At 66.1% G+C, this 7,529-nt stretch carries 8 protein-coding genes; 7 read left to right on the forward strand and 1 reads right to left on the reverse strand.

The features are described 5' to 3' along the window. The first annotated feature begins 628 nt into the window (after positions 1-628). The 6 genes from KDK95_RS33255 (at position 629) to KDK95_RS33280 (ending at position 5,671) form a co-directional block, all read left to right on the forward strand. The gene (locus KDK95_RS33255) at positions 629-1,003 is read left to right on the forward strand and encodes a hypothetical protein (RefSeq protein WP_212522338.1); all 375 of its coding nucleotides are present in this window, start codon (positions 629-631) and stop codon (positions 1,001-1,003) included. Positions 1,004-1,172: 169 nt separating this feature from the next. Next, positions 1,173-1,667 carry a hypothetical protein gene (locus tag KDK95_RS33260; protein WP_212522339.1) on the forward strand — a complete coding sequence of 165 codons (495 nt, stop codon included), beginning with the start codon at positions 1,173-1,175 and terminating at the stop codon, positions 1,665-1,667. A 177-nt stretch (positions 1,668-1,844) separates the two neighbouring features. Next, positions 1,845-2,204, forward strand: a complete 360-nt coding sequence (locus KDK95_RS33265; protein ID WP_212522340.1) for a hypothetical protein — start codon at positions 1,845-1,847, stop codon at positions 2,202-2,204. Between the two features lie 266 nt (positions 2,205-2,470). Next, complete coding sequence (locus KDK95_RS33270; protein ID WP_212522341.1) at positions 2,471-3,067, forward strand: hypothetical protein; 597 nt, start codon at positions 2,471-2,473, stop codon at positions 3,065-3,067. A gap of 154 nt (positions 3,068-3,221) precedes the next feature. After that, positions 3,222-3,743, forward strand: a complete 522-nt coding sequence (locus KDK95_RS33275) for a hypothetical protein (protein ID WP_212522342.1) — start codon at positions 3,222-3,224, stop codon at positions 3,741-3,743. Positions 3,744-4,582: 839 nt separating this feature from the next. Continuing rightward, positions 4,583-5,671, forward strand: coding sequence for a hypothetical protein (locus KDK95_RS33280; protein ID WP_212522343.1), 1,089 nt, complete (start codon positions 4,583-4,585; stop codon positions 5,669-5,671). Between the two features lie 386 nt (positions 5,672-6,057). On the opposite strand, the gene KDK95_RS33285 is transcribed toward KDK95_RS33280, so the two are convergent. After that, complete coding sequence (locus tag KDK95_RS33285; protein WP_212522344.1) at positions 6,058-6,765, reverse strand: NADPH-dependent F420 reductase; 708 nt, start codon at positions 6,763-6,765, stop codon at positions 6,058-6,060. Between the two features lie 113 nt (positions 6,766-6,878). Here KDK95_RS33285 and KDK95_RS33290 point away from each other — a divergent pair, with 113 nt between their 5' ends. Further along, on the forward strand, positions 6,879-7,484 hold the full coding sequence (locus KDK95_RS33290; protein WP_212522345.1) for a TetR/AcrR family transcriptional regulator: 606 nt from the start codon (positions 6,879-6,881) through the stop codon (positions 7,482-7,484). The last annotated feature ends 45 nt before the right edge of the window (positions 7,485-7,529 follow it).

The raw sequence follows: 7,529 nt of genomic DNA on the forward strand, positions 1-7,529 counted from the left end.
GACGAGGTCCACGCCCCCGAGGTCGCGGCCGCGGTCCGACGGTGGGAACGGGGCACTTCGGTGCTCATCCCACAGCCCCGAAAGCCGCTCGCGCATCGCGTCATCCACGCCCTTGAGCATCACACACGGACGAGGCGAACGTAACCTGATGCGGCACTAGATCGGGGGCGGGCTGGTTGTCCGCGCCATCCAACGACAAGCGCCGGTGCAAACCCACGCACACGGATACAGCTACGACCCCCGCCGCCACCACCGATGTCCACTGACTCGAGGTCACCTGAGCCAGCCATCCGAGAGCCAGTGCGGCCACGACCGTGTAGAAGGTGAGGTAGGCGGCAGTGCGCAGTCGCGTTCCTGGAATCACCTACCGCACCTTGCCACAACGCCGACCGGCAAGCCGGCTTTCAGCACTCCATCGTCCTCCACGCGCTCGCCCCCACGCCATCACGCCATCCAAAAGGGCAGCCCTGAGGAGGGTCGGCGCTGTCGTGTCGCGTTGGTCGTCGGGCCCGTTGCGGTGCTGCGCTGCCGTATCGCCCTTGCCGTTTCGCTGAGGCGTCCAGTAGCTTCAGCCTTCAGCTGCCACAGCTCCGCAATGACAACCGGATGACGCGCCGTGGGGGGAACCATGGGAAACCTCGACTTCGCCAACAACGCAGGATTCTCCTGGTACTGCGTGCTGCTGCTGGTCGGCGGACTGGCGATGATCGTGCTCGGTCCCCTGCGCGGACATTCACGGTCTGGCGTGACCCTCAACCTCTTCTTGGGCATCGTGTTCTTCTGCTACGGCCTCTACCTGACGTTCGGATTCCGGGGCGGTCATTACCTCGTCTCGTACTGGGTGCTGATCCTCCCCGTGGTGCTGGTCACGAGGACGATTCGATCGTCGAACAGCGAGAAGGTGCGGCAGCGTGAAACAGCGAAGCAAGCCCGGTACGCGGAACTGCAAGAAGCCCAGGAGGCGCACGCCGCAGCAACGGCCCGGCGATCATCGGCCACGTAGCCACACATCGCAGAGCCCTCAGGTCACCGGCACGGGCGTGTTGTGATCACCGCCTTGGATCGTGCTCCACGGCGGCGGCAGCATAGGTTGCCGGCCGAGCAGGATGTTGTAGCCTCGCGTCGTGACGGAGACTGCACAGGACCTGTCCCTGCCGGATGCCCTGGCCGAGGTGTATACGATCGGCTTCGAGTGGGAGTGGGACGAGGAGACCGATACGGCTCGCGGCAGTGACTTCGCGGTGTACGAGGCCTTTGAGGCTGCCGCGGATACGGCGTGGTGGTTCCGTCTCTGGACCGGGAATCGCGAGGTCGACGGCAGTGAGTTCCGGTTCTTCGGCACGACAGGATCCGGCGACTATGCCGGGTTCTGGTTGGTCCGTCCGGGATCACCGATCACTGACCAACCGGTCGTCTACCTTGGCTCCGAGGGACAGCGCAGCGTCGTCGCACGGGACCTAGGCGATCTGCTCTGGTTGTTCGCCGCCGGATACGGGCCCGCTGAGGCCGTCGAAGACCGCGGCAGCATTCAGGAGCCGAACGACGCCTTCCGAGCACTCGCCGAACGCCACGCGCCTGGCAAGAGTCGCCCGGTGGAGCAGATCGTCTCGGCGGCGCGGGCCGAGTTCCCGCGGTTCTCGGACTACATCGACGCCCAATGTCGATAGCAGGTGGACTCCGGTTCGACCAGACCGGTGCTCCTTGTTGACTCCTGCGGCCATCCCCGCGGGGCCTGGCGGCGGCCGACCGTGTCCGTGCTGCTCAGCGAGCAGGCGTGTGAGCGGTGAGGATCATGCGTCATAAACGGCATGACGCGAACATGCCACAGTCAGTAGCATGCCGAGGTGTCGCGCAATCGCAGCCACCGTCTGCTCACGGCCGACGGGCACACCTATCTCTGGCGGGTGCGGCACCGTCATCACGAGGGCTGCGACGAGATCCTGACCATCCGCCGTCTCGCATCCTTGAGCGGAAAAGCGCTGCACTTCCGGCCGCAGCCCGGGTTCGGGATACCCGACGGTGGCACCTCGGCGGCGGGCGTCATCGCCGATGATGCAGGGCGGCGGCTGAACCTGAACGAACCGGGCGTCGTGCGCGTGTTCATCGACGCCCTCACCGCCGACCAATGGCCCATTACCGACCGCAGGTTCCTCCACCTCGACGGCTGGCCGTGGCTCGACGCTGCCCACCGACAACGACCCTAGCCAGCAGCACCGCCAGCCCACGATGGCGCTATTTGCGCTTCGGCACGACGGCCGATGAACTTCCGGGACCGGACTATCTGCTATCGGCTGCTTTATGGCGCCGACCTGGATGTATCAGTTGTCCGCTCATGCCCGCCTCGAAAGAAGTACAGGAGAGCGGAGGTGCGCCTCGCCCTACAATGAGCCCCGCTCGTTCAAATCAGGAGGGGAACATCATGGGACAACCTGGGCAGGCCAAGGCGGCTCAGCCGCGAGACACCACAGCGATGCAGGCGAACCGGCCGCTCCCATCGAGCGTGGACCGCGCAGTGCTGTTCATGCGCGTCGGCGCCGGGCTCGCGATAGCGAACGGACTTGTCACGGCCTTGCTCGGCGTGCTCGGTTGGCACCATAACCCCCAGGCTGCCTACACCGGCAGCTCCAGCCGATCCGCATTCGAGGCGGGCTATGTCATCGCCTCCGCGCTCTGGTTTCTGCTCCCGGCCGGCCTGTGGTTCTGGATGGCGCATGCCAACAAGGCCGGCAAGAGCTGGGCGCGGATTACCGGAACGGTGTTCTTCGGCGTCTCCTGTGTCCTCGTGCTCGCCAGCTTCTCAGTTGACACCCTTTCCAGTGCAGGGCTTAGCGGCGCGTGGGCTCTCGTGCCGCTCCTCGTCAGTTTGCTGAACTGGATCCTCGGCCTTTTCACGGTGATCCTTCTCTGGAACAAGAAGTCGGCACCGCACTTCGCGTCCGCCTTGATGCCGTACCCGGCCTCCTACCGCCCGGCGCCGCTGCCGAACACCACCGTAGCCGCTGCAGTGCCCCCTCACCCGGCCGCAGACCCATGGAGAGTCCCGGACGGCCAGGCCTCGTCGACGTGACGAGCCCAACCCCTCATGGACAACCGCCGTGCGTACGAAGATGCTTCTACCTCTAGACCACGAATCAGCAGCTACAACTCGAACCTTGAGTCTGGATCAACCCCGGGGCGCTTCAGGCGCTTGTTACCCGATCCAGTTCTGTCATGATGGGGCAATGTTCAATAAAAAGAAGAGCATGGTCGAGGGACAAGCGAAGATCCTCCAAGATGTGGGACCCGCGGGTTACACAGGCATGGTCGGTGACCCTACGGCCAATATCAAATACATCGTCGAGGTCCGGCCCGCCCACGGGGAACCGTTCCGGGCGGAGACGAAGGTGAAAGTGGAGTTGATCAGTCCTCCCGCGGTGGGTGACGTGCTGCGCGCGCTCTACGACCCCGAGTCGCACAAGGTGGAACTCCAGCTCGAAGGCGATCCCCGCTATGACTCGAAGGTCCGCAAAGCGGCGAAGAAGGCTAGGCGGGAAGAGTTGCTCCACGGTGGCCCGCCGACTCGCGAGTCCGCCGTCGAGGATGAGGTGGATACCCTCAACCGGCTGGCACGGCAGGCGATCGAAGAGCTCCGGGACGCAGAGAATCGGGGGGCTCCACAAGCCGAACTCGACGTGCTCACGCAGAAGGTGAACGACGCCGTCCAGAGGCAAGAGGACTTGCTCACCCGCATGGAGGACCAGTAGCCGGTAACTGCCGCTCCGTCAAATTCGGCGAGCGAGTGATCGGCCTCTGCGACTCGTCTGAGCGGTTTAAAAGGGGGGCTGCTTCGCAGAGCCGCACCCTGGCGTGCCTTGACCCGGCCAGCCGCACGTCCTGCTGGTTGGCCTACCAGCAGCTGACTGTCGTGCGATATCGCTTCCCGTGCGGCACGCGATAAGACAGCAGGTAGCGCGGAGGGAGACATCGGCTTCTTCGCCCTCTGACCCGGTCCCGCGAGTAGGGACGCCTGCGACACGGATTCGTACAATGCTGATGAGCGCTGTCTGGCCCGGGCTGATGATCATTGCGAAGTGAAAGTCAACCCGGGCCGGAGGGGCACCCATCTGGGGAAAGAGCGAAGCACCACCGACCGCGCTCAAGGCTTCGTGGACCGCCAGAGAGTCCTCAGCTCGAAGTCCAAGTGTTCTGAGATGGCCGTTTGACGTGCGTTTCTTGCCCTGGTAGGCGCCTCGCTATGTTGGCGCGGCTTAGTAGGTTATGCGCATACTGACGTTGTCGATCATCGCGAGGTAAGTGATGGCTTCGGAGGTGGCCGGTAGGGGCTCGAGATTGCCGGCAAGTCTGCGATGGAACATCAACCAGCCGATTGTACGTTCGGCCACCCGTCTCCGTTCGGGCACGTGGAAGCCTTCAAGGGCGTGTCGGTGACGATCGATCCCTCCTACCCGATCTTCCCAAGGCTTTGCGAAACCGGGCCCCGGCACGTGTCACTGCGTAGCTTGCTTTCCAGTTCGGTAGTGCCGCGGCAAGGGGTCGCTGCTCTAGGATCGCGGCTGTCCGCAGTCCGCTCGAAGGGCCATTCGTGATCAGCACCGTTCCGCCGCGCCGTGCCCTGCTGTTGAACGAGTTCCCCGAACTGCTCGACTATGCCCGCACCGCGGTTCGGCTGCATCCGCGCCCGGGTACCCCGTCCGGCCGGTCGAGCAATGTCGGCGGCCCGATGCTCTGGCCTACCGGAGAGCCGTGGCCGACGTGCACGGCCGAGCACACGATCGAGGTGGAGCGGCTGGTGCTGCTCTCCGATGCCGAAGCAGCCGAGCGCCACGCCCAGCTCAACGAGCGGTTCGAGGCGATGCTCGCACGGATAGCCGACCACCTGCCGGAGAGCCGGCTCGCGCAGCTCCGCGAGACTCATGAGCAAAATATGGTCGCCAACCCTCCGACCGCGCACGAGATCCGGATGACCACCGGTGGCGGGATCTTCACCGAGCCGGTCGTCATGGCCCCGGTCGTGCAGTTCTTCCGCCGTGACGCGCCCGAACTGCCCTTCCCCGACGGCACTGAGCTGCTCCAGATCCTGTGGTGCCCCGGCGAGCACCTGGGCAAGCTCGGCCCGCAGCCGATCGCCCGCTGGCGCACGGCCGCGGAACTCGACACCGCCGAAGAAGTCTTCCCCGAGCTGAACCACGTCGCCTGGGATTTCTGGCGAATCACCCCGTGCGAGGTGCACCCCGAGCCCCTCGCGGAGTTCCCGCCGATCTGCAACGCGGGCCCGAACAACCGTAGGACCGAATTGTTCGGCATCCTGCCTACAGACCTCGAACAGCGCTTGCGCGAGCGTGACGAGGCTCAGACTGATGAGAACGACCACTATTTCCGCCTCGTCGAGGCGCCAGGCTGGAAGCTCGGCGGCTGGGATATCTCCACGCCGGAACCAGACCACCTGCGCACCTGCCCGTGCGGGGCGTCCATGCGACCCCTGCTGCACGTCGCCGACGGCGAAGCCCTCGACCACTGGGCCCCGAACGCTGAGCCCGACTTTCCATGGGGCGATCCGACTCAATGGCGCGACCAGGAACCGACCGGCGTGAGCATCGGCAGGAACGGGCTGTACTGGATCCTCGCCTGCGCAACGGACCCCGCACACGAACTCACCACCGACGTCTACTGAAATATGGGCCGTCCGAGCTGATGTCAGGCCGTGCCGCCAGAGTCCGACCCGACCCGACTACGACGAGCGACGAGCGACGAGCGACGAGCGACGAGCGACGAGCGACGAGCGACGAGCGAGCCTCCTGTGGCGGATTCGCGACCACAAGGTCGAACGCGATCCTCGACGCACAGCCCGCCAACAGGCCCGGCCGGTTCCCGGGGTCCACAGGACGCGATGAACGGGCAAACTCGGCCGCTTACGAACGAACGCGAGCAGATCCCGCTCCAGACCGCGGACAGCGCGGAGCATGCCGAGCCGGCGGCAACCGGCTGATGCGCCTGAGTGCCACCGCCGGTGGCTGGGCACCCACCCTGCCACCGCCGGTCCGTTCTGTGCCGGCCGCCTCAGACCACGTCGATCAGTCGCTTGACGCGATCCTTGGGCACGGGCACGCCGGGGGTCTCGAGGAACCAGGCCCGCGAGGCTTCCTCGCTGAGTCCCTCAGGGCGGACTGCCATGTAGGGCGTGACGTAGACGGGGGTTCCGGGTTGGCTGCGGGAGCTCTCGGCGAGGGTGCCGATGTCCACGGCGTCGTAGCCGAGCGTGTCGAGCAGGTAGGCGACCTGTTCCTTGGCCGCCGCGTCGTCGCCCGCGATGGGTAGGGCGCTGCGATCGGGTGCGCCGGTCGGCCGGGCGAGGTTCTCCAGGCGGACCATGTCGATGTTGTTGAACGCCTTGACCACGTGGGAGGCCGCGAGGTGGCGCTGGACGAGTTCGCTGGAGGTGGCCGTGCCGTCGTCGAGTTCGGCGATGTGCCCGTCCCGGTCCGGGTAGTAGTTCATCGTGTCGATCACGGTCTTTCCCGCGAGCGCCGCGGCGGGGAGCTTCGGGTAGGCGCTGAGCGGGATGGTGGCGACCACGAGGTCAGCGGACTCGGCGGCCTCGACGGGGCTCGCCGCGCGCGCGTGCTCGCCGAGCTCGGCGACCAGGCCCGCGAGGGTTCCAGGGCCGCGGGAGTTGCTCAGGACGACGTCCAGGCCCGCGGCGACGGCCAGCCGGGCCAGGGCGGTGCCGATTCTTCCGCTGCCGATCAGGCCGAGAGTGCTTGGCATGGCGGGGCCTCTCCAAGGTCTGAAACCAGCTACCATTTATGAGACTGGGTGTCATCTTAGGTGCCGGAGTTCAAGTCTGCAATCCGGTCCGGAACGGGAGGTAAGGTCAGCCCATGGCTGTAGCGCGTACCGGCACCACCCGAGACATCGCCCGCGCCGCCGTGCGGGCCGAGCTCGCCGAGGTGGCGTTCGAGTTGTTCCGTCGCGAGGGCTTCGAAAACGTGACGATCTCCGAACTGGCCGAGGCGGCGGGGGTCTCGCGCAGCACGTTCCTGCGCTACTTCGGGACCAAGGAGGATGCGGTCCTCTTTGCGCTGGACGCCCAGGGCGAGAAGGTTGCGGACGCGCTGCGCGAGCGTCCGGCCGGCGAGGACGACTGGACGGCGCTGCGCCGAGCGCTGGACGTGGCGATCGAGCAGTATCGGCACGATCCGGTCGAGGCGCTCGCGGTCACGCGCCTGGTCCGGGACACCCCGGCGCTGTGCGCGCGGCAATCGCAGAAGCACCGGGGTTGGCGCCACGCCCTGGGCCGGGCGCTCGCCGACCGCGTGAGCGCGGGCGGTACCCCAGCGGTCGACGCGCTCGGCCCGACGGTGCGGGCCGCAGCCGCACTGGACTGCCTCGACATCGCGCTCGACTACTGGACCACTTCCGATGGGAAATCGGATCTCGAAGCGTTGCTGGATCGCGCTTTCGCCGCGTTCACACCTGGAGCGTGACGGAATAAGGAATAAGGAATAAGGAATAGGAATCAGGATCGGGGA

The organism is Actinospica acidithermotolerans, from assembly GCF_018139625.1.
GTDB lineage: Bacteria > Actinomycetota > Actinomycetes > Streptomycetales > Catenulisporaceae > Actinospica > Actinospica acidithermotolerans.